This is a genomic window from Burkholderia sp. MSMB1826, from assembly GCF_001526325.1.
Taxonomy (GTDB): Bacteria; Pseudomonadota; Gammaproteobacteria; order Burkholderiales; family Burkholderiaceae; genus Burkholderia.
The window spans coordinates 554,307-575,538 of sequence record NZ_LOYN01000010.1 but is presented as its reverse complement, the minus strand read 5'-3'; the positions used below and the strand labels follow the sequence as shown (position 1 = coordinate 575,538).

The window sequence follows — 21,232 nt, the reverse complement described above, 5'->3', positions numbered from 1 at the left end:
TCACTTTCGCCTTAGATTGCTGTCGACCCTACCCATCCGACCGAAACGGACTTACCGCATGCAGACGCGTTCATTACCCCGATGGGGCTGGCTGTTCCTGTTGATGCTCGTCGTGTGCCTGCCGCGCGTCACGATCGACGCGTACCTGCCGTCGCTGCCCGCGATGGCGGACGCGCTGCACGGCACCGACGCGCAGTTGCAGCTCACGCTGACCCTCTACATGGCCGGCTATGCGTCGTCGATGCTGGTGTCGGGGCCGCTGTCCGACCGCTACGGCCGCCGCCCGGTGCTGCTCGGCGGCCTGTGCGTGTACGTCGTCGCGAGCGTCGCCTGCGCATGGGCGACCAGCATCCCGATGCTGATCGTCGCGCGCGTGTTCCAGGCGCTGGGCGGCTGCAGCGGCACCGTGATCGGCCGCGTGATCGTGCGCGAGCGTTTTCCGGCCGCGACGCAGGCCACGATGCTCGGCCATCTTTCGGCCGGCATGGCGCTGTCGCCGGTGGTCGCGCCGCTGGCCGGCAGCGCGATTGCCGAATGGCTGAGCTGGCGCGGCGTGTTCGGCTGGCTGGCGGCAGGCGGGCTGGTCGCGACCGCGATGGTGCTGCGCTATCTGCCCGAGACCCGCGCGCGCGAGGCGCGGCCGCCAGCGTGTGCGGGGCTGCTGCGGACCTACGCCGGCCTGCTGCGCGAGCGGCGGTTCCTGCGCTATTCGCTCGCCATCGGCTTTGCTTACTGCACGTACTATCCGTTCATCGCGGAATCGTCGACGCTGTTCCAGCGGCAAATCGGCGTGTCCGGGCCGGTCTATGCGGCGATCTTCGGAGTGACCGTGCTCGGCTACCTGATCGGGTCGAGCGCGTTCGCGCGGACCGGCGCGCGCTGGACAGCCGATTCGGTCGTCGCGGCGGCGGCGGCCGTCAACGTGGTCGGCGCGGCCGGGCTGTGGATCGGCGGCGCGATCGCCCCGACTTCGGTGACGGCCCTCGTCGCGCCGATGTTCGTCGTGATGATCGCGGTCGGGATCGCGATTCCGGCCTGCCAGTTCGCGGTGATGCAGCCGTACACGAAGATCGCCGGCACGGCGTCGGGGCTGTTCTTCTTTATCCAGATGGCGATCACGGCCGCGTGCGGTGGCGTGCTGGCGTGGCTGTCGGACGGCACCGCGCATCCGATGATCGTCGTCACGGGCGGCGCGAGCGTCGCGTTCGTCGCGGTGGTGGCCGGTTTGCGCGAGCGAGGCGTGGCCGGCGATGCGCGCATCGCGGCGCGCAGCCGGCCCGCCGCCCAGCGCTGAGCGGGACCGCCGGCACTGCAGCGGCGGGTTCGCGGCGCCCGCGCAACCCGTGTTTGCGCGAGGCGTGGAGACGGAAAGGATCATGTAATGTAGCGGGCTGTCGCTGACCTTACCGGAATCCCCATGCGTGTGCTGCTCGTCGAAGACAACCCGAACCTGGCCCAGTCGCTGAACGACGCGCTGAGCGCCGCGCGCTTCGCGGTCGATCACATGGCCGACGGCGAGGCGGCGGACCACGTGCTGCGCACGCAGGATTACGCGCTGGTGATCCTCGATCTCGGGCTGCCGAAGCTCGACGGGCTGGAGGTGCTGCGGCGGCTGCGCGCGCGCCGCAATCCGGTGCCGGTGCTGATCCTCACCGCGCACGGGTCGGTCGAGGATCGTGTGAGGGGGCTCGATCTCGGCGCCGACGATTATCTCGCGAAGCCGTTCGAGCTGACCGAGCTGGAAGCGCGCGCCCGCGCGCTGATCCGGCGCAGCCTCGGTCACGAGCATTCGCGCGTCGAATGCGGGCCGCTTTCGTACGACAGTATCGACCGCCGCTTTCATCTCGCGGGCGAGCCGCTGTCGCTCACGCCGCGCGAGCGCTCGGTGCTCGAGGTGCTGATCCTGCGCAACGGTCGCGCGATCAACAAGGACACGCTGTCGGAGAAGATCTTCGGGCTCGACGAATCGGTCAACGCCGATGCCATCGAAATCTACGTGTACCGGTTGAGGAAAAAGCTCGAGAACAGCGGCGTGGCGATCGTCACGCTGCGCGGGCTCGGCTATCTGCTCGAAGCGAAGGCGGAGAGGGCCGAATGAACCGTGCCCATGCTCCCGTGCGTTGCATCACACGTCCGCTGCGCGCCGAGGGGGAGCATCCCGTTCGCGGCCGGCCTTGCACGGCCGGCCGGCTGCTCGGGCGCGCGGCGATGCTCCGCGAATTCTCGGCCACGCCCGTTGGCGCGGCCCGGCGGGAGGCACGATGACCCGCCCGAACCTGCGCGCGCAGGTCGCGCTGTGGCTGCTGCTGCCGCTGCTCGGCCTGCTCGCGCTCGACTCGTGGCTCACGTACCAGCGCGCGATGAGCGCCGCGCACGTCGCGTTCGACCGGACGCTGTCGTCGTCGCTGAAGTCGATCCGCGAAGGCGTGCGGCTCAACGACGGCGAGATCGAGGTCGACCTGCCGTATCTCGCGCTCGAGATGCTCGAATCGAGCGACGGCGGCAAGATCTACTACCTGATCCGCGAGGACAACGGCCGCACGATCACCGGCTATCCGGACCTGCCGCTGCCGCAGGGGCGCGACGCGGGCGACGGCGCGCCGTTCGTCACGCGCTACTACGACGTCGTGTATCGCGGCGAACAGTTGCGGATGGCCGCGCTGCGCATCCCGGTGCACGACGTGCCGACCGCGCAGTCGCGCATCGTGTGGGTGATGGTCGGCGAGACGATCGAGGCGCGTCAGGCGCTCGCGCGCGAGATCCTGATCGGGTCGCTGCTGCAGGAAGGGCTGCTCGTCGTGCTGGCGCTCGGAATCGTGTGGCTCGGCGTCGGGCGCGGGCTGCGGCCGCTGAACCGGCTGTCGGCCACGGTCGCCGCGCGCAGCGAAGACGACACGACGCCGCTCGACACGGGCGCGATACCGAGCGAACTCGCGCCGCTCGTCGACTCGATCAACCAGTACATCGGCCGCACGCAGCGGATGCAGGTGGCGCGGCGCCGCTTCTTCGCCGATGCGGCCCATCAACTGAAGACGCCGCTCGCGGCGGTGCAGGCGGGCGTCGAGCTCGCGTTGCGGCCCGACGAACAGCCGCGCGCGAACGTGCACCTGCGCCGCGTGAACGCCGCGGTGCGGCAGGCCGCGAAGATCGTTCAGCAATTGCTGTCGCTGTCGCGGCTCGATTCGGACAGCGGCCATGCGGTCGCGCACAAGCCGGTCCCGCTGCACCGGCTCGCACGCAGCGTGACGCTCGACTGGTCGCCCGTCGCACGCGCGCGCGACATCGATCTCGGCTTCGAGCACGAGGCCGATGTCGACGTGCACGGGCAGGCCGACCTGCTCGGCGAGATGATCGGCAACCTGATCGACAACGCGATCCGTTATGCGGGCGACCATGCGGTGATCACGGTGCGCGTCTCGCGCGACGGCGACGACGCGCGGCTCGACGTGATCGACAACGGGCCGGGTATTCCGGCCGACGAACGGGACGCGGTGTTCGAGCGTTTCCATCGCGGCAGCAAGACGCAGACGGTCGAAGGGACGGGGCTCGGGCTGTCGATCGTGCGGGAGATCGCGCGCGTGCATCAGGGCAGGGTGACGCTCGCCGATGCGGGCGGCGGCGGGCTCGTCGTGACGATCCAGCTGCCGGCGGCGCTGAGCGATGCGATGCCGCGCGCCGCGTGACGGCGCGCGACGATACGGCACGTGAAGGGAACGGGCCGGCGCAAGCCCGTTATTGGCCGGAACAGGCCTTGGCTATCCGGCTCAGTCGCCGAAGCCGATCTCCGCTTCGACCGGCTGGCCGATTTCGAGCCACGCGCCCGCGCCCTCGACGACGATCCCGTTGATGCCGAACGTCAGCGCACCGCCGTAGTTCGGGTTCGCGCGATAGGTCTGCATCGTGTCGGTCGGCTCGTGCGGCCAGGCCGGATCGGGCGCGCCGGTGGCCTGGTCGATCGTCGGCATCGGGCAGCGCGTGCACAGCTTCACGAGCCGCAGCCGCACCGGCGTGTCGCCGCCGGTGTCGAGGTGCTCGACGAAATCCTCTTCGTACGCATCGAGATCCGACACGACGATGTTCGGCCGGAAGCGATTCATCGGGATCGCCGGCGCGCCTTTGGCGGCAAGCCGCGCGTTCAGGTCGTCGAGCGACGACTGGCCGATCACGAGCAGCGGGTAAGCGTCCGCGAACTGCGTGTGCGTATCGATCTCGCCGGTCCACTTGCGGTCGCAATCGCGTCGGGCGTCGGCGGCGAAGCGCGCGAGCTTCGTCGGCACGCCGAGGAATTCGGTGAGCCATGCGGCCGTTTCGGCGCCCGTATCGATCGCGTCGACGGTGTCGCGCCACACGGTCGCAGCCATCTTCGGCGTGGCGGGCGTCGCGTCGCCGTCGAGCGGCGTGCGCAGTGCCGGCATGCCCGGCGCGTTCAGCACGAGCGCATCGTCGTCGAACGTCGGGCGGATCAGCGCGAGGCGCGGGTGCGTGCGCTGCGTGAGCATGTGCCCGCGCGGATCGGTGATCAGCCAGTGGCGATCGTACGCGAGGCCCGTTTCGAACAGTTGCGCGCGCGTCAGCGCGACGCCGGCGCAGGATTTGATCGGGTAGACGAAGAGTGCGGTGATGGCTGGCATGACGCTGGCTGAAGGCGGGGTGATCGAATCGCGATTGTGCCAGATCGTGCCGAAGCCGTTTGACGGCTGCGCGCCGCCGCGTGCCCGTCAGGCGAGCGGGAAGCCTGCATCGAAGGTCGTGCGCACGTCGAGCGGCTGGCGCAGCAGCCCGGCCTTCAGGTAGAAGTCGGCCGTGCGCTGCTGTTCGGCGATCACCGCGGCGTCGATCGGCAGCCAGCGCGTACCGCGGCGCTCGAACTGCAGCTTCGCGGCGGCCGGCGGGATGCCGATGATGCGCGCGAGCGCCGCCGAATACGCATCGGCGTGCCGGTACGACCACGCCTGCGCGCGCACGACGCGCCGCAGGAAATCGTGCAGCACGTCGCGTTTCGACGCGATCGCCGCGTCGGTCGCCGCGACGTAGCTGAGGCCCGACCACAGCCCGCGGCCGTTGACCAGCACGCGCGCGCGGCCGCTCGTTTCGGCGAGCGCGGTATAGGGTTCCCAGGTCGCCCACGCGTCGATCGAACCGGTTGCGAGCGCAAGCATCGTGTCGGCCGGCGGCAGGAAGCGGAACGACACGGCATCCGGCGGCAGGCCGGCCGCATCGAGCGCCTTCAGCGTGACGAAATGGCCGATCGAGCCGCGCGTGGTGCCGATCCGCTTGCCCTTCAGGTCGGCCGCGCCCTTGAGTGCGTCGTCGGGGCGCACGAGCACGGCCGTGCCGTACGGATCGGAGCGGTTCGCGCCGATCACCTTGATGCGGGCGCCCGATGCGAGCGCGAAGATCACCGGCGCGTCGCCGATCGGCCCGCAATCGACGGCGGCCGCGTTCAGCGCTTCGGCGAGCGGCGCAGCTGCGGGGAATTCGGTCCATGCGATGTCGTACGCAAGGCCGTTCAATTCGCCGGCCGCTTCGAGCAGCGCGCGCAGCCCGCCTTTCTGGTCGCCGGCGCGCAGCAGCGGGCGGCCGCCCGATTGCGCGCGCAGGGTGGCCGGCGCGGCGGCGATCGTGGCAAGGGCGCTCGCCTGGGCGAGGAAGTGGCGTCGAGTCGGATTCATCGTGAATTTGTGTCGAAGGAAGGATTCGTGAGTTCAATGCGCAAGCCCGGCCTGTACGTCGCGCACGGGTTCCGCGTCGACGCGCAGCAGCAGCGCGGTCAGTGCGTCACCGCCCGTGGCGCGCGCGGCCGGGCGGGCCGCCGCATCCGAGCGGCACAGCAGGTCGGCATCCGACCAGCCGGCGCTGCCGGGCAATGCACGCGCCCGCAGCCAGCCGCGTCGATCGGCAAGCAGCTGTGTGCCGCCAAGCGCATCGGGCGGGACGCCGGCAATCGTCGCGAACGCGCGCCACGCATCGGTCGTCGTCGCGACGCAGTTCGCACGCGAGTCGGCCGACGACGGCACGGACGCGCCGGGTTCGGCGACGAGCAAGGTCTGCCAGCGCGCGTCTTCCGGCGGTGGCGTCGCACCCGGCGCGAGCGCGACGACACGCACGCGCTGGCCGTCGCGCCAGCGCTCGAGTGGCCGCGGTGCCGCGTCGCCGCACCGCACGTCGAGTGCCGGCAGCGGAACGGGCACCGGCCACGCGCCTTCCGCCCGCGCGCCGCTACCGGCTGCCAGCGCTTTCAGGTAGGCGAGCACGGCCCACGTGTCCTGGGTGCCGAGCGTGGCCGCGAAGCCGGGCATCGTCGACGCGCCGTGCGCGTCCCGCGTGCCGTGGCGTACGCGCCAGAACAGTTCGCCGTCGAGCCGACGCGCGAGCAGCGTGCCGGCGAAGGTCGGCGGCCAGTGCGCGAGCGTGGCCGCGAGCGGCCCTTCGCCACGCCCGTCCGCGCCGTGGCAGGCCGCGCAATGTTGCGTATACAGGTGGGCGCCGCGCATCACGTTCGCGACCGAAAACGGCGCGGGATCGCGCTGGAAGCTCGTCGGCACGGCAGGCGCGAGCCACAGCGAAGCGGGCGGCCACGGCGCGAACCATGCGACGGCCAGCGCGGCGACGGCCGTCGCGACACGCCGCTTGCGCGCAGCCAGCGCGAGGCAGGCGAGCACGACGGCCAGCGCCGTCACGCCGCCGGCGACCGCGAGCTGCCGCGTGAGCCCCGCGTCGATGCGCAGCGTTTCGAGCGCGATGCGATGTGCCCACGGCCAGGCCGCCTGGCCATCGACGTCGCCGGTCAGGCCGATCGCGTGCAGCACGCGCGCCAACGCGATTTGCGCGCGATACAGCAATTGCAGGAAAGCGATGGCCCAGTCGGCGAACGGCGGCGCGTTCATCGCGCGCGTCCGCGGCGAGCCGCAGCCAAACGTCGAACGGCGCCCGGCATCTACCAGCTCGCATCGAGCCCGAGATGCCGCAGCGCGTCGTGGCGCAATGCGGCGAGGCGCGGGTCGCCGCGATGGCGCGGGTAGGGCAGGTCGACGCGCAGTTCGGCGACGATCCGTGCCGGGCGCGGCCCGAACACGATCACGCGCTGCGCGAGGAACAGCGCTTCTTCCACATCGTGCGTGACGAGCAGCGCGGAGAAACCGTCGCGTTGCCACAGGGCGGTCAGCTCGGCCTGCATCGTGAGCCGCGTCAGCGAATCGAGCTTGCCGAGCGGTTCGTCGAGAATCAGCAGGCGCGGATCGTTGACGAGCGCGCGCGCGAGCGCGACGCGCTGCGCCATCCCGCCCGACAACTGATGCGGAAACACGTTCGCGAAGTCCTGCAGCCCGACGCGCGCGAGCGCATCGTCGACGCGATGCTGCGCGGTGCGCGCCACGCCGCGCGCTTCGAGGCCGAGCGCGACGTTCGCGCGCACGCGCCGCCACGGGTACAGCGTCGGGTCCTGGAACACGACGATGCGCGACGGATCGGGGCGCGCGATCGGCACGCCGTCCTGTGCGATTGTGCCTTGCCGCGCGGCGTCGAGCCCGGCGACGAGGCGCAGCAGCGTCGATTTCCCGCAGCCGCTCGGGCCGAGCAGCGCGACGAATTCGCCGGCCGCGACCGACAGCGACACGTCGTCGAGCACCGGCAGCGCGCCGCCGGGGCCGTCGAACGCATGGCTCATGCGGCGGATGTCGATGCGCGCGCCGCGCGGCGTCGTGACGGCAGGCGCGGCGGCTGCGGACGATTCGAGTACGGCGGCGCTTACCATTTGACGGTCCCTTTCTGCCACGCGAGCACACGGTCGCGCACCGCGAACAGCAGCGCGATCAACCCGGAAAACAGCAACGCCATCACGAGCAGCGCCGCATACATGTTCACGTACGACGCCCAGCCCTGCGCCCAGCTCAGGTACCAGCCGAGCCCGGACTTGACGCCCATCATCTCGGCGACGACCAGCACCGTGAACGACGCGCTCAGCCCCATGAAAATGCCGACGAACACGTGCGGCAGCGCGGCCGGAATCGCGACGCGCAGCACGAGGAAGCGCGCGTTCGCGCCGAGCGTGCGCGCGACGTCGTAGTACTGCCGGTTGACGCTCGCGACACCCGACCACGTCAGCACGGCGACCGGGAAGCCGGTCGACAGCGCGATCAGGAACGCAGCGGCCGAATAGCTCGACGGGAAGAAGTAGAACGTGAGCGGCAGCAGCGCGGTGGCCGGCACGGGGCCGAGCACGCGCAGCACCGGATGCACCCAGTAGCCGATCCGGCGCGACCAGCCGATCGACACGCCCACCGCGAAACCCGCCGTGACGCCGTACGCGAAGCCGAGCGCGAGCAGCTTCAGCGTGTTGCCGGCGCTGCCTGCGAGGCGCGGCCAGTCGTCGACGTAGACCTCGATCAGCGCCTGCGGCGGCGCGAAGAACGGCGTCGGCAGCCAGCCGGTTTTCGCGGTGACGATTTCCCACGCGGCGAGCACGAGCGGCAGCGCGACGAGCCACGGGCCGGCCGGTCGCACCCGCGCGAGCCGCATGCGGCTCGCGGCCACGAGATGGCCGAGCGTCGCGGCGGCGAGCAGCAGCGCGGCGATCGTCCACGCGGCGGTACCGAACGTGTCGGTGTACGCCCAGTCGCTGAAGCCGACGATCCGGTTCGGCCACAGTTGCGTGAGCGCGCCGAGCGCGGCCCACGCGAGCGCGGCGGCGATCCCGGTCGGCCAGGTGCGCTCCCGCCGGGCGTCGGCGGCCAGCGCGGCGTCGCAGGTCGTGCAGGCCGCGCGCGCGGTAGCGTCGGCATTGGCATTGGCATTGGCATTGGCGGCGCCGCCGGTCGGTGCCGAGGCGATGCGTGCGGCGGAAGCGTGTTCGATCGTCGACATCGCGTTACCCCAGTACGTTGGCATAGACCTGCTGCGCGAAGCGCTGCGGGTCCGTGCTCTTCTTCAGCACGCTGATGCGGCGGAAATCGTCCGCATAGAACGCGATTTCCTGCTGCAGGTCGACGTTGGTCGGGTGATGCGTGTAGGTGAGCGTCGCGTACAGCTTGCGCAGATCCTCGGGGCTGATCTTCGGCGAATACTTCGCGAACACCTTCGCTGCTTCGTTCGGGTTGTCGTGCGTGTACTCGGTGGCCTGCACGATCGAGCGCGCGAGCGCGGCGGCCGACGGCCGGTCGTTGCGCACGAGGTCGCCGCGCGCGCCGATCACGCAGCACACCTTGCGCGCGTATTCGCCGGACAGGTTGGTCGCGAGTTCGGTATACGCGCCGTTGCTGCGCTTTTCGAGCAGGTAGAGATTCGGGTCGCCGTCGGCGATCGCATGGATTTCGCCCTTGTCGACCGCGACGCCGAGCAGGTCGGCCGGATACTGCCGCCACGTGATGTCGCGCTCGGGATCGATGCCGTTCTTCGCGAGCAGGATCGAGAAGAAGTGCTTGCCGGGCGCGGCCAGATCGCTGACGCCGACCGTCTTGCCCTTCAGCGCCTGCAGCGTCGTGACGCCGGCCGCCTTCGCGCCGAGCAGCCGCACGCAGCCGCCGTGCGAGCTGCCGATGATCTTCACGTCGAAGCCGGCTTCGAGCGGCTTCAGCCAGCGGTGGATCATCCCGACCGCCGCATCGGCCTTGCCGGTCGCGATCGATTCGAGCAACTGGTCGGTCGAGCCGCTGTAGTTGATCAGCTCGACTTTCAGCCCGTTTTTCTCGAAGAAGCCGCGCTCCTGCGCGACGACGATCGGCGTCAGGCAGAACGCGTTCTGGTTCCACGCGAACGTGAGTTTCTTCAGCGGCGGCGCGGACCAGGCCTTGCGGCCGAGCGTGATCGCCGGCACGGCGAGCGCCGCGGCGCCGGCCGCGCGCAGCAGCCGGCGGCGTCGGTCGTCGTGCGCGTCGGCGGGGATGGGTGCGGTGGTGTCGGTCATGGTCTGGTCTCCGGTGTGGCGCGAGAGCGGCTCAGTCGAGCAGGTCGGGTTCGTCGGCGACGACGCGTGCGAACAGGCTGTCGAACGCATGCAGCGCGCCGTCGGGGCCGCCGATCTGGCCGTGCGTGTGGCGCGCGGTTTCGTGATCGATCGGCTGCGGCGTGCCGGCCGCTTCGGCCAGCAACTGCGTGTGCGCGGCGTTGTCGAGCGCGATGTACCACCACGCGGCGGCCTCGACCGTCGGGCCGGCCGTCAGGATGCCGTGGTTCTTCAGGATCACGCCCTTGTGCGTGGTGCCGTCCGGCTTCGCGAGCGCATCGGCGATCCGTGCGCCTTCGCCGGTGTCGACGACCATCCCCGTGAAGTCGTCGAACAGCGCGTGGTCTTCGTAGAACACGCAGGCGTCCTGCGTGAGCGGATCGAGCGGGCGGCCGAGCGTCGACCACGCCTTGCCGTACGTCGAATGCGTGTGCGCGGCGGCGACGACGTGCGGATGGGCTTCGTGGATCGCCGCATGGATCGCGAACGCGGCCTTGTTCAGCGGCCGCTTGCCGATCGCGGTTTCGCCGCGCGCGTTGACGAGCAGCAGGTCGGAGACCTTGATCTGCGAGAAATGCACGCCGAGCGGGTTCACCCAGAAATGATCGGGCAGCTCCGGATCGCGCGCGGTGATGTGGCCGGCGAGGCCCGACGCGAAGCCGAAGCGCGCGAACAGGCGGAACGCGGCCGCGAGCCGCTCCTGGCGGTGGCGGCGCTCGGCGGCCACGTCGACGCGCGGCGCGGGCGGATCGAACCAGAAGTGCTGGCGCGGGGTGTCGGCGAGCACGAGGCCCGATGCGGTGCGCCCGGGCGAGGAAAGGACGGCGGACATGATCAGGTATCGCTCCTCAGGCGGCACGGCGCGCCGCGTCGCGGGCGGCGACGGCGCCGCGCACGCGCGGAATCAGTTCGCGGCCGTAGTCGATCGCGTCGTCCAGCGGATCGAAGCCGCGGATCAGGAAGGTCGTCACGCCGAGGTCGTAGTAGTCGAGCAGCGCGTCGGCGACCTGTTCGGGCGTGCCGACGAGCGCCGTCGAATTCGAGCGCGCGCCGGTGAGCTTCGCGATCTCGGTCCACAGCCGCTTGTCCACCCGCGAGCCGCGTTCGGCCGCGGCGAGCAGGCGGCGTGCGCCTTCGCTCTGCTGCGGGCCGCCGGCGCCCAGGCCGGCCGCTTCGCGCAGCCGGCGCGTTTCGTCGAGGATGCGGTGCGCACGCGCCCACGCTTCGTCCTCGGTCGCCGCGAGGATCGGCCGGAACGACACGGAGAAGCGCACCTGGCGGCCGTGCTTCGCGGCTTCGGCACGCACGCGCGTCGTCAGGTCGCGCACCTGGTCGAGCGATTCGCCCCACAGCGCGTAGACGTCCGCGTGCTTGCCGGCCACCGCGAGCGCGGCTTCCGACGCGCCGCCGAAGTAGATCGGCACGTGCGGCTGCTGGAACGGCTTCACTTCCGAAAAGCCCTGCTTGAAGCGGTAATGCGCGCCGTCGTGATCGAACGGCTGCGTTTCCGTCCAGATCCGCCGCAGGATGCCGAGGTATTCGTCGGTGCGTGCATAGCGCGCGTCGTGATCGAGGAAATCGCCGTCGCGCTGCTGTTCGCTGTCCGAGCCGCCGGAGATGAAGTGCACGGCGAGCCGGCCGCGGCTGAACTGATCGAGCGTCGCGATCTGCCGCGCGGCGAGCGTCGGCGCGGTGAAGCCCGGGCGATGCGCGAGCATGAAATGAATGCGCTCGGTCGCGGCCGCCGCGAACGCGATCGTCAGCGTCGCCGACGGGCCGGTCGAGTGATGCGGCACGAGGATCCGGTCGAAGCCGGCCGTTTCGTGGGCGCGGGCAAAGTCGCGCACATAGTCGGGATCGACCGCGGGGCCGGACGCCGGGTGGATTTCCGACTGCTTCTGGCTCTGGATCATGCCGATGAATTCGACGCTCATCTGGGTCTCCGGTGCAGGGACGTTTCCGGCGCGCGGCCGGGCAGGAATGGAGCGCAGGTTAACGCCGGGATCATGCGGAATGGAAATAATCAATCCCGATTTGAATATCAGATTTGCATGGTTTGGGGCCGCATGCGTTACGCATACGCTGTGGGCTCGCGAATGATCGGGCGCGCGTTGGCGCAGGCTTTGCCGCCGCTGTCGTTTTACGCCGCCGTGTTCGAACTACCCAGGGAATCCGTTTCGATGTCCGCCAGCCTTGCCGCTTCCTCGCCGTCACGGCAGCCTGTACTGCGTGTCCTGCCTGCCACTGCCGAAGCCACTGCCGAAGCCACTGCCGAAGCCACTGCCGAAGCCACTGCCGAAGCCACTGCCGAAGCCTCCGCCGAGACGAGCGACGCGCGCCTCGCCGCGCTGCTCGAGCGCCTCGCCCCCGAACTTGCCGCCGATGCGGCCCGCAACGACGTCGAAGGCCGCTTTCCGCACGAGAATTTCGCGCGGCTGCATCGTGCCGGGCTGATCGCGCAGGTCGTGCCGCGCGAGCATGGCGGCGCGGGGGCGACGCTTGCGCGGGCGAGCCGGATCGTCGCCGCCGTCGCGCGGGCCGATCCGGCGACCGCGCTGGTGCTGACGATGACGTATCTGCAGCATCGCGCGCTCGGCCGCGCCGATAACCGCTGGCCGGCCCAGGTGCGGCGCGCGGTGTTCGACAGCGCGGTCGCGCACGGCGCGCTGATCAATGCGTTGCGCGTCGAGCCGGCGCTCGGTTCGCCGTCGCGCGGCGGGCTGCCGGCGACCGTTGCGCGCCGCGTTGCCGACGGCTGGCGGCTGTCGGGCCACAAGCTCTACAGCACCGGGATTCCGGCGCTGCGCTGGCTGGCCGTGTGGGCGCGCACCGACGAACCGGCGCCGCGCGTCGGCGTGTTTCTCGTGCCGCGCGACCGCGATACCGACGGCGAGCGCATCCGCGTGATCGAAAGCTGGAATCACCTCGGCCTGCGCGCATCCGGAAGCCATGAAGTCGTATTCGACGAGGTGCCGCTGCCGGCCGATCACGCGGTCGACGTGCGCGCGCCGGACGCATGGAACGTGTCGGCTGCCACGCACGCGGATGCCGACGCGCAGGCGGACCAGCAGGCGTGGATGGTCGCGCTGCTCGGCAGCCTGTACGACGCGGTCGCGCGCGCGTCGCGCGACTGGCTGGTCGAATTCGCGACGACGCGCGCCCCGAGCGGGCTCGGCGCACCGCTCGCGACGCTGCCGCGCGTACAGGAAGCGGTCGGCGAAATCGAGGGCTGGCTGCACACGAATCGTGTGCTGCTCGACGATCACATCGCGCGCACCGATGCCGGCAACGCACCGTCGGCGACGACCAGCGGCCTCGTCAAGCGCACCGTGACCGAGCAGGCGATCCGGACGGTCGAGCAGGCGCTGAAGCTGTCGGGCAATCACGGGCTGAGCCGCGGCAATCCGCTCGAACGCCACTATCGCGACGTGCTGTGCAGTCGCGTGCATACGCCGCAGGACGATGCGATCGCGGTGGCGGCGGGGCGGGCGGTGCTCGATGCGGCGACGCGCGGGGGAGCGAACGCGGACGCCACGTCACGCAACGCGGGCGAACGCGGCCGACATGATGCGTGAGCCGGAGCGGGTTGCCGCGCGCGGCAACGGCGCGACGCGACGCGGGCGCCGCGCGGCCGCGCGGGCCGCGTTATGCGGCCTTGTCGTGCGATTGCTCGGGCAGCGCGAATGCCGTGCGCGCATGCGCGGCGACGGCCGCGAGCGGCGCATCGAAGCGGGCCGCATCGTGCCGGCGCAGCAGCCACAGGTCGATCTGCGGCTTGAAATCGGCGAGCGGCACGATGTCGAGCGCGTCGCGCAGCGGGCTGCGTTCGACGAGCGGCAGCGGCATCAATCCGAGGCCGACGCCGTTTGCAACGCTTTGCAGTTGCAGGTCGCGGCCGTACGCATCGAGCGTGACCGGCATCGGCAGGCCCTGCGCGTCGAGCGCACGCCGCAAGCCCGCCCGAAAGCCGCAGCCGTCCGGATTGAGCACCCAACCGCGTGCGTGGCAATCGGCGAGCCGATAGCTGCGGCGCGGCCAGTCGCCCTTGCGGCCGACCGCGACGAGCCGCGTGGCCAGCAGCCGAGCGCCCTCGACCTGCGGCGGCAGCACCATTTCGCGCGCGAGGAAGACCAGCGCCGCATCGAGTTCGCGGCGCGCGATGCGCTCGACGAGCTGGCCGCCCCATGCGGTCGTGACGTGCGTCGCGAGCGCGGGCCACTGCGCGGCGAGGTCCGCGATGAGCGCCGGCAGCATCAGCTCGCCGAGCCCTTGCGTGAGCCCGATCCGGAATTCGCCGGCGGGCGGTTGCTCGCCGGCCGTCAGTTCGCGCAGCGCGTCGACCTCGCGCAGGATCGCGCGACATTGCTCGAACACCTGCCGGCCGATGTCGGTCGGGCGCGGCGGCTTCGTGTTGCGGTCGAGCAGCGTCACGCCGAGCGCTTCCTCGAGATTCTGGACGCGCCGCGTGATTGCGGGCTGCGTCATCCCGAGCTCGGCCGCGGCCTGGCTCAGGGTCTGGCAGCGGACGACCGCTGCAAAAGCATCGATATCGCTAATTTTCATGTTTGTTCTGCATGGTCTTTCCGGTACATCATGACGATTCATCATATTCGGCATCATATTCGAGGAGACGGCCGATGAGTACGCTTTCGTTGCAACAGACGCCGCTGCGTCCGTTCGTCGAGGGTCTGGATGCGCTGCTCGCGTCCGGCGCGGACGAGGCGCGCATTCTCGACGAGGGCGGCGCGCTCCTCGCCGCGCTCGTCGAACACGACGACTGGTTGCCCGACGCGTTCGCGCAGCCCGATCCCGAACGCTATCGGCAGTACCTGCTGCATCTCGACTCGGACGAGCGCTTCTCGGTCGTCAGCTTCGTGTGGGGGCCCGGCCAGACGACGCCGATCCACGACCACACGGTGTGGGGGCTGATCGGGATGCTGCGCGGCGGCGAATTCTCGCAGCCGTACCGGTTCGACGCGGCCGGCAAGCCGGTGCCCGCGGGCGACGCCGTGCGGCTCCGGCCGGGCGAGGTCGAGGCCGTGTCGCCGCGCATCGGCGACGTGCATCGCGTGACCAACGCGTTCGCCGACCGCGTATCGATCAGCATCCACGTGTACGGCGCGAACATCGGCAAGGTCGAGCGCGCGGTGTACCTGGACGACGGTACCGTGAAGCCTTTCGTGTCCGGCTATTCGAATGCCTGATGCGAAGCCCGCTCGCGCGGGCCGTTGCGAACGCGCGCCGGCGGGGTCAAGATCGATCCGCTCCGCTTTCTTCATCGACTTCAACGTATTCAACCCAGAGACATCGTGACGCACTCCGCCGATTCCACTTCCCGTTTTCCCGTCGCGTCGTACCAGGACGTACGCGCGCGCCTGCTGGCCCGCGACGAGATCGCGCTGATCGACGTACGCGAGGAAGATCCGTACGCACAGGGCCATCCGCTGTGGGCCGCCAACTTTCCGTTGTCGAAGCTCGAACTCGACGCGTGGACGCGGATTCCGCGCCGCGACACGCCGATCGTCGTGTTCGGCGAAGCCGGCGGCGAGGATCTCGCGCCGCGCGCGGCCGCGACGCTCGCGCGGCTCGGCTACACCGACGTGCGGCTGCTCGACGGCGGGCTCGCCGGCTGGATCGCCGCGGGCGGCGAAGTATTCATCGACGTGAACGTGCCGAGCAAGTCGTTCGGCGAATGGGTCGAGGCCGAGCGCCATACGCCGTCGCTGTCCGCGCAGGAGGTGCAGGCACTGCTCGACGCGAAAGCCGATGTCGTGATCGTCGACGCGCGCCGCTTCGACGAATACCAGACGATGAACATCCCGACGTCGACGAGCGTGCCGGGCGCGGAACTCGTGCTGCGCGTGCGCGCGCTCGCGCCGGATCCGCACACGCAGGTGATCGTCAACTGCGCGGGCCGCACGCGCAGCATCATCGGCACGCAGTCGCTCGTCAACGCGGGGCTGCCGAATCCGGTCGCCGCGCTGCGCAACGGCACGATCGGCTGGACGCTGGCCGGCCAGACGCTCGAGCGCGGCGCGGCGCGCCGTTTTCCGGACGAAATCGACGCGACGCAGCGCGCCGAAGCGCGTCGGGCCGCCCGCGCGGTGGCCGAGCGCGCCGGCGTGCCGCGTATCGCGCTGGCCGACGTCGCCGCGCTCGACGAACCGGGCCGCACGCTGTACCGCTTTGACGTGCGTACGCCGGAGGAATACGAAGCCGGCCACCTGCCGGGCTTCCTGAGCACGCCGGGCGGCCAGCTCGTGCAGGAGACCGATCATCACGCGGCCGTGCGCGGCGCGCGGATCGTGCTGGCCGACGACGACGGCGTGCGCGCGGACATGACCGCGTCGTGGCTCGCGCAGATGGGCTGGGACGTGCGCGTCGTCGAACCGGCCGGCGCAGCGGCATTCGTCGAGCGCGGCCAGCCGCCGCGCGACGTGCCGGCGCCGCCGCCCGCGACCGACGTGTCGCCCGCGACGCTGGCGGGCTGGCTGAAGGAGGCCGCGCCGGACGAACTCGCGATCGTCGACGTGACGGCCAGCGCGAACTACGTGAAGCGTCATGTCCCGGGCGCGTGGTTTGCCGTGCGCGCGCAACTGCGCGACGCGCTGGCGGCGATTCCGCCCGCGAAGCGCTACGTGTTCACGTGCGGATCGAGTTTGCTGGCGCGGTTCGCGGCGCACGACGCCCGCGCGCTGCTGCCGGCGTCGGCCGAGATCCGGGTGCTGACCGGCGGCACGGCCGCATGGATCGACGCCGGGCTGCCGCTGGAGAGCGGCGACACGCGTCTCGCGTCGCCGCGCGTCGATCGCTACCGGCGCCCGTACGAAGGCACCGACAACGCGGCGGCGGCGATGCAGGCGTATCTCGACTGGGAATACGGGCTGGTCGACCAGTTGAAGCGGGACGGCACGCACTACTTCAACGTGATCTGACAGACGCGGGGCGACCGGGCACGGCACGTCGTGCGCGGCGCCCGGTCGCGATGCGGGTGGGTGCTTCGTATCAGCGCTTGAACGTATCGACGGCCGTGCGGCCGACGGCCGGATCGTCGGTGAAGAAGCCGTCGATGCCCGCGCGCAGGTACGCCTGGATCTCGCGCACCGAGCCGGCCGTGTTGCGCGTGGCCGGCGTGCCGCCGTCCTTCAGCGACGCGGGCAGGAAGTTGTTCTCGGGGCGGAACGTGTACGGATGCACGACGAGGCCGGCCTCGTGCGCGTAGCGCACGTACGGCGTCGGCTGCTGCAGCGTGCCGTCCGCGGCGACCGCGATGATCGACGTCTTGTACGGCCCGACGCCGTTCGCATAGGTCGCGATTTCGCGCATGCCGTCGCGCGTCGACAGGTCGCCGTAGGTGCGCTTGTCGTTCGCCTTCACGAAGTCGTACGGGCGCTGGCCGGCTTCGTCCATCAACTGCACGAGCTTCCAGTTCGGCTGACTCGACTTGATCCGGTTGCGGATCGTCTTCAGGTTCGCGACTTCGAACGACTGGATGTAGACGGTCGCCGTGCGCGACGTGTACGGATCCTTCAGCAGCGCGTCGACGAGGCGGTCCTCGAGCGGCAGGCCGATCGACTGGAAGTAGGTCGGATGCTTGGTTTCCGGATACAGGTGGATCGTGCGGCCGGTCTGTGCGGACATCTGTTTCGCGAGCGCGACGATCTCGTCGAAGGTCGGAATCTCGAACTGGTCGTTGTACGCGGTGTTGGCGGGGCGCACCTGCGGAATGCGCTCGCGCGCCCGCAGCGTCTTCAGCTCGGCGAGCGTGAAATCCTCGGTGAACCAGCCGGTCAACTGCACGCCGTCGATCGTCTTGGTCGCCTTGCGGCTCGCGAACTGCGGCAGCGCCGACACGTTCGTCGTGCCCGAGATCTCGTTCTCGTGGCGCGCGACCAGCACGCCGTCGCGCGTCGCCACGAGGTCGGGCTCGATGATGTCCGCGCCGTCCTCGATCGCCTTGCGGTACGACGCGAGCGTGTGTTCGGGGCGCAGCGCGCTCGCGCCGCGATGGCCGACCACCTGGACCTTCGCGGAAATCGGCTGCGTGGGATCGCGCGTGAGATCGTCGTCGCCGCCGCACGCGGCGAGCAGGAACGCGGCGGCACAGGCGAACGGGACGTAGCGCAGGGAGGTCGGGCGCTTGAGGAGCATGTCGATGAACCTTCGAAACGGAGTCGGAAAAGGGCGCTCGCGCCGGTGGCCGGGCGGCGCGCCGGGCTGAACGGGATCGAACGGAGCGCGATCGTCGCACTGAATAATTACATATGTATTACTCGTGCCTTTCCGTTTGTTTTTGAGGGCGGCGCATGCGCCGGGGCGGTCGAGCGCGGGTTTGCCCGCGCGGGCATCCGCCCGCCGCAGGCTGCCCGCGCGCCGGATGCACTAAACTTGCGGGAATTTTGCATCGCCGCACCGGGGCCGCCGCCGCCGGGCGCGGCGATGCGGCGACTCGCGGGCCGGCGCGGGCGCCCGGCGCCCGTGTGCGTCCGGGGCGCGCGCCGGCCGATTTTTCCCGACCCATGACGACCCATACCGATCCCGCCTATCTGCTCGGCGAGCTGCTGAAGAACGTATCCCGCTCCTTCTACCTGACGCTGCGCGTGCTGCCCGACGGCATGCGCGACCCGGTCGGTCTCGCGTATTTGCTTGCGCGCGCGGCCGACACGATCGCCGACACGGCACTCGTCGCGCCCGACCGCCGTGCGACGCTGCTGACCGATCTGCGCGACGACGTCGAGCGGCTCGGCGACGGCGCGGCGCTGTCGCGTTCGCTCGAGGACGTGACGCGGATGCAGACCGATTCGCACGAACACCTGCTGCTGGGCTCGATGGAGCCGATGCTCGCGCTGCTGCGCGCGCAGCCGGAGGCCGATCGCGCGTCGATCCGCAAGGTCGTCGCGACGCTCACCGCGGGGATGGAATTCGACCTGCGCACGTTTCCGGACGAACAGTCGGGGCAGGTCGCATCGCTGCCGACGCGCGATGCGCTCGACCGCTACACGTACCTCGTCGCGGGCTGCGTCGGCGAGTTCTGGACCGACATGACGGACGCGCACACGCGCGCCGCGCGCGGCTGGGATCTGCCGGACATGCGCGAGAAGGGCATCCGTTTCGGCAAGGCGCTGCAGATGACCAACATACTGCGCGACTGCGCGAAGGATCTGCGCATCGGCCGCTGCTACCTGCCCGACGACGTGCTGCGCGCGCACGGGCTCGTCGTGGCCGACCTGATGCAGCCGGAGGCTTCGGCGCGCGCGCGCGGCGTGCTGGTGGACCTGCTGCGCGTCGCGCTCGACCAGTATCGCGACGCCTGCTTGTATACGCTCGCGATTCCGCGTCGTTTCGTGCGGCTGCGGCTCGCCTGCCTGTGGCCGATCATGATCGGCCTCGAAACGCTCGAACTGCTGGCCGGCCACGCTGCGTGGCTCGACCCGGCGAAGCCGGCCAAGGTGCCGAGAAAGCGCATCTACCGGATCATGGCGGCGTCGCTCGCGCGGGTCGGCTCGAACACGGCGATCCGCGCGCGCCTGAACGCGCTCGTCGATGCCGTCAGCGCGCGGCTCGCGCACCCCGCGACGCAGCATTGAAGATCGCCGGCGCGGCAGGCGCCGGCATTCCCTCCCGGCCCGCATTCGTCGGGCCGTTCCCGTTGCGTCTGCGGCACGCCGACTAAAACGTTTTCATGATTTCGCGTTTCGAAACGTGGGTGTCATGAACGTCGGCGATCCTGCGCGGCGGCGTGAATCGAGGCGTCAGCTTCGATCGCGCATTTGTAAGACGTTTCATTGCCGAAGGCGTCTGACGACATCGGACGGTCGCGTGGCACCCGTAAAAATGTAAAGCTAGGGTTTTCACCGGCAAACGCCGGAAACGCCCGCCGCACAAGCGTTTTGGGCTGTCATGTAACCGTTTGGTGAACCCGCGCGTTGCGTCGATCATACGATGACCGACTGCACATGTTGGGAAACAATTGGTAATCCGTCAGAATCGCGTCGGCATGTACTCGCACATGTGTCAGTCATAAAACCACACCAGAAAAGAAATCATTCTTTGAGGACGGAGAATCAATGAAAAAGCGCGTCGCTTTCGCCATGACGGCAGTCGGTCTCGCAGCCGCTACCGCCGCCCACGCCCAGAGCAGCGTGACCCTGTACGGTATCGTCGACAACGGTCTGGCCTGGCAGAACAACTCGTCGGCAGTCGGTGCGACTTCGGGTGGTCACTCGAAGGTGCAGATGTCCACCGGCGTGTGGGCAGGCAGCCGCTTCGGTCTGAAGGGCAGCGAAGATCTCGGCGGCGGCACGAAGGCGATTTTCCAGTTGGAAGCCGGCGTCAACACGGCTAACGGCTCGTCGCAGTGGACCAACGGCATCTTCACGCGTCAGGCATGGGTTGGTCTGACCAACACCACGTACGGTACGCTGACGGCCGGCCGCCAGTACACCGCGTACTACACGCTGCTGTCGCCGTACAGCCCGACGACCTGGCTGACCGGTTACTACGGCGCGCACCCGGGCGATATCGATTCGCTGGATACCAGCTACCGCGCGAACAACTCGCTCGTCTACATGTCGCCGAAGTTCTACGGCTTCACGGTCGGCGGTTCGTACTCGTTCGGCGGCGTTGCAGGCGCGACGAACCGCGGCTCGACGTGGAGCGCGGCGATCCAGTACCTGAACGGCCCGGCAGGCATCGCGGTCGGCTACCAGAAGGTCAACAACTCGACGCTCGGCGGCGGCGTGTGGGGCGCGAATTCGACGGTCCAGAACGGCCTGACGGCAACGGGCGACGGCAACCAGCCGGCCGTTTCGTCGATCAACAACGGCTACGCGACCGCGCAGTCGCAGCAGCGGATCGCCGTGACGGCGGGCTATCAGTTCACGCCGGCATGGGACATTTCGGCGTCGTACTCGAACGTCCAGTACACGCCGGGCACGGGTTCGTTCTTCCGGAACAAGGCCATCTTCAACACGGCTGGCGCCGTGCTGCACTGGAAGGCAGCGGCTCAGTGGGACTTCGCGGCAGGCTACTCGTACACGGCCGCCACGCAGTCGAACGGCATCACCAGCTCGGCCAAGTACCACCAGGTCACGCTGTCGCAGTACTACAGCCTGTCGAAGCGCACGGGCCTGTACGCGGTTGAGGCTTACCAGCACGCAAGCGGCAACACGCTGAACACCAAGGGCAACGCAATCATCTCGGCGACCACGTCGATCGGTGATGGCGTGGGCGCGGGTTCGAAGCAGAACCAGATCGGCGTCGGCGTCGGCCTGATCCACCGCTTCTGATGCC

At 69.9% G+C, this 21,232-nt stretch carries 18 protein-coding genes; 8 read left to right on the top strand and 10 right to left on the bottom strand.

The features are described 5' to 3' along the window. Positions 1 to 58 precede the first annotated feature (58 nt). From WS95_RS04595 to WS95_RS04585, 3 genes are all read left to right on the top strand, one after another. Positions 59 to 1,294 carry a multidrug effflux MFS transporter gene (locus WS95_RS04595; RefSeq protein WP_059822529.1) on the top strand — a complete coding sequence of 412 codons (1,236 nt, stop codon included), beginning with the start codon at positions 59 to 61 and terminating at the stop codon, positions 1,292 to 1,294. Between the two features lie 123 nt (positions 1,295 to 1,417). Next, positions 1,418 to 2,098: a response regulator gene (locus tag WS95_RS04590; protein WP_059822527.1), complete on the top strand. Its 681-nt coding sequence runs from the start codon at positions 1,418 to 1,420 to the stop codon at positions 2,096 to 2,098. Between the two features lie 163 nt (positions 2,099 to 2,261). Beyond that, complete coding sequence (locus tag WS95_RS04585; protein WP_059822525.1) at positions 2,262 to 3,683, top strand: sensor histidine kinase; 1,422 nt, start codon at positions 2,262 to 2,264, stop codon at positions 3,681 to 3,683. 81 nt (positions 3,684 to 3,764) lie between these two features. Here WS95_RS04585 and WS95_RS04580 read toward each other — a convergent pair whose 3' ends face one another. The 8 genes from WS95_RS04580 to WS95_RS04545 all read right to left on the bottom strand — a co-directional run bounded on the left by WS95_RS04580 (position 3,765) and on the right by WS95_RS04545 (position 11,874). After that, positions 3,765 to 4,631, bottom strand: coding sequence for an MOSC domain-containing protein (locus WS95_RS04580; protein ID WP_034204941.1), 867 nt, complete (start codon positions 4,629 to 4,631; stop codon positions 3,765 to 3,767). Positions 4,632 to 4,718: 87 nt separating this feature from the next. Next, the gene (locus tag WS95_RS04575) at positions 4,719 to 5,672 is read right to left on the bottom strand and encodes an ABC transporter substrate-binding protein (protein WP_059822523.1); all 954 of its coding nucleotides are present in this window, start codon (positions 5,670 to 5,672) and stop codon (positions 4,719 to 4,721) included. 33 nt (positions 5,673 to 5,705) lie between these two features. Further along, positions 5,706 to 6,887, bottom strand: a complete 1,182-nt coding sequence (locus WS95_RS04570) for a c-type cytochrome (RefSeq protein WP_059822521.1) — start codon at positions 6,885 to 6,887, stop codon at positions 5,706 to 5,708. Positions 6,888 to 6,937: 50 nt separating this feature from the next. Continuing rightward, complete coding sequence (locus WS95_RS04565) at positions 6,938 to 7,753, bottom strand: ABC transporter ATP-binding protein (protein WP_059822519.1); 816 nt, start codon at positions 7,751 to 7,753, stop codon at positions 6,938 to 6,940. After that, complete coding sequence (locus WS95_RS04560) at positions 7,747 to 8,862, bottom strand: ABC transporter permease (protein WP_059822517.1); 1,116 nt, start codon at positions 8,860 to 8,862, stop codon at positions 7,747 to 7,749. Before WS95_RS04560 ends, WS95_RS04565 begins: the two co-directional genes overlap by 7 nt. Before the next feature lie 4 nt (positions 8,863 to 8,866). After that, positions 8,867 to 9,901: an ABC transporter substrate-binding protein gene (locus WS95_RS04555; protein WP_034204936.1), complete on the bottom strand. Its 1,035-nt coding sequence runs from the start codon at positions 9,899 to 9,901 to the stop codon at positions 8,867 to 8,869. Between the two features lie 31 nt (positions 9,902 to 9,932). Next, positions 9,933 to 10,772 (bottom strand): class II aldolase/adducin family protein, encoded by an 840-nt coding sequence (locus WS95_RS04550; RefSeq protein ID WP_034204935.1) that lies wholly within the window; start codon positions 10,770 to 10,772, stop codon positions 9,933 to 9,935. A 16-nt stretch (positions 10,773 to 10,788) separates the two neighbouring features. Further along, on the bottom strand, positions 10,789 to 11,874 hold the full coding sequence (locus WS95_RS04545) for an LLM class flavin-dependent oxidoreductase (protein ID WP_059822516.1): 1,086 nt from the start codon (positions 11,872 to 11,874) through the stop codon (positions 10,789 to 10,791). A 246-nt stretch (positions 11,875 to 12,120) separates the two neighbouring features. Here WS95_RS04545 and WS95_RS04540 point away from each other — a divergent pair, with 246 nt between their 5' ends. After that, entirely contained in the window at positions 12,121 to 13,515 is a 1,395-nt protein-coding gene (locus WS95_RS04540) for an acyl-CoA dehydrogenase family protein (protein WP_059822800.1), read from the top strand. Positions 13,516 to 13,585: 70 nt separating this feature from the next. Here the strand turns inward: WS95_RS04540 and WS95_RS04535 are convergent, their stop codons facing one another. Beyond that, positions 13,586 to 14,560: a LysR family transcriptional regulator gene (locus tag WS95_RS04535; RefSeq protein WP_179950165.1), complete on the bottom strand. Its 975-nt coding sequence runs from the start codon at positions 14,558 to 14,560 to the stop codon at positions 13,586 to 13,588. A gap of 17 nt (positions 14,561 to 14,577) precedes the next feature. Between WS95_RS04535 and WS95_RS04530 the strand changes: the two genes are divergently transcribed. Both WS95_RS04530 and WS95_RS04525 read left to right on the top strand, forming a co-directional pair. After that, on the top strand, positions 14,578 to 15,144 hold the full coding sequence (locus tag WS95_RS04530; protein WP_059822513.1) for a cysteine dioxygenase: 567 nt from the start codon (positions 14,578 to 14,580) through the stop codon (positions 15,142 to 15,144). A gap of 105 nt (positions 15,145 to 15,249) precedes the next feature. After that, positions 15,250 to 16,875 carry a rhodanese-related sulfurtransferase gene (locus tag WS95_RS04525; RefSeq protein ID WP_059783647.1) on the top strand — a complete coding sequence of 542 codons (1,626 nt, stop codon included), beginning with the start codon at positions 15,250 to 15,252 and terminating at the stop codon, positions 16,873 to 16,875. A 70-nt stretch (positions 16,876 to 16,945) separates the two neighbouring features. On the opposite strand, the gene WS95_RS04520 is transcribed toward WS95_RS04525, so the two are convergent. Further along, entirely contained in the window at positions 16,946 to 18,091 is a 1,146-nt protein-coding gene (locus WS95_RS04520; RefSeq protein ID WP_059822511.1) for a glycerophosphodiester phosphodiesterase, read from the bottom strand. 368 nt (positions 18,092 to 18,459) lie between these two features. On the opposite strand from WS95_RS04520, the gene WS95_RS04515 reads away from it, so the two are divergent. Continuing rightward, the gene (locus tag WS95_RS04515) at positions 18,460 to 19,527 is read left to right on the top strand and encodes a phytoene/squalene synthase family protein (protein ID WP_059783643.1); all 1,068 of its coding nucleotides are present in this window, start codon (positions 18,460 to 18,462) and stop codon (positions 19,525 to 19,527) included. Between the two features lie 480 nt (positions 19,528 to 20,007). Beyond that, positions 20,008 to 21,228, top strand: a complete 1,221-nt coding sequence (locus WS95_RS04510; protein ID WP_059822509.1) for a porin — start codon at positions 20,008 to 20,010, stop codon at positions 21,226 to 21,228. Positions 21,229 to 21,232 lie beyond the last annotated feature (4 nt).